At 56.0% G+C, this 969-nt stretch carries 1 protein-coding gene; it reads right to left on the bottom strand.

Annotated elements, in window-relative coordinates; translation table 11 throughout:
* Positions 1 to 463 precede the first annotated feature (463 nt).
* Complete coding sequence (locus IFT82_RS20320; RefSeq protein ID WP_192129943.1) at positions 464 to 736, bottom strand: hypothetical protein; 273 nt, start codon at positions 734 to 736, stop codon at positions 464 to 466.
* Positions 737 to 969 lie beyond the last annotated feature (233 nt).

Raw genomic sequence — 969 nt, 5'->3', positions numbered from 1 at the left:
CCCGGGTCACTTCTCGATGAAAACGCCGGGTCAACTCTCAGTGCAAATCAACAGGTAGAGCCCTTATCAGGTAGCTCGCTCCGCTAGCTCTACCTCCAGGCTTACGATTGCGGCTTCAAGCTCCGCCACCTGCTCATAGGCAGGATCGCGCTGAATCCGCCTCGCCTCCTGGATAAGCTCGCCCCAGTAGGCGAGGGTGTCCTTGTAGACAGGGTGCCCTCGCAAACGCCGCGCGCTGGCGAGGGCGTTGGTCAAATTGTCCAGAATAGGACCATGAAATTTCATCGCTGTCGGGTAGCCTGCCACCTCTTCGAATAAAACCTCGAACCGCCATCAGATGTGTCCCGCTACGGGTGATACCGTCAGCATCTACAGTGCTGGGAGCGTTGCAGCGGCTTATGTCTCCACGCTGTTCAAGGGGTATGGACAGGCTTGGCTCGATCATTCGCGATGATCATGCTCGTCAATCCAGCTTATTAAGAAGGTCTTTGCAGAAGTCATCACCATCAACTGGCAGAGCGGCATGCAAAGCCTGACCGATCAGGAAGGGCGCATTGCCATGTGGGACGGGCGTTTTCCTGGTCTTTCGTCGAAGCAGGTCAAGTGTGCCACAGCGGGTGGTGATGACGCCCGGCGTACATCCAAATTCGGCCGCGATCTGTTCTACTGGTTCGCCAGCGACATAGCGCCTGGCAAGCTCAACGTCTTTTTCCCGGTTCCAGATGATCCGGTTCATTGGGTTATCAATAACACCCAGTCCGGGTATCAGTCGCTCCGATCAGCGATAATTATAATAAACTAAACAGCATGTCCCAATTCTGAGCATCCGTTAGATCTAGGATGGATAGAATCTGATGCTCGTCCTGTCGTTTGCCGACATTGATCCGGGGGTAGCATTGCCACCCCCGGACACACCTCACTCGGCGGTGCCGAGCGCTTCCTTGGCGGCATCGAGGGCGGCCTTGCCGC

It is taken from the genome of Sphingomonas sp. CFBP 8760 (assembly GCF_014841615.1).
Lineage (GTDB): Bacteria > Pseudomonadota > Alphaproteobacteria > Sphingomonadales > Sphingomonadaceae > Sphingomonas.
The sequence above is the reverse complement of the archived record's forward strand: the minus strand, read 5'-3'. Positions and strand labels throughout refer to the sequence as shown.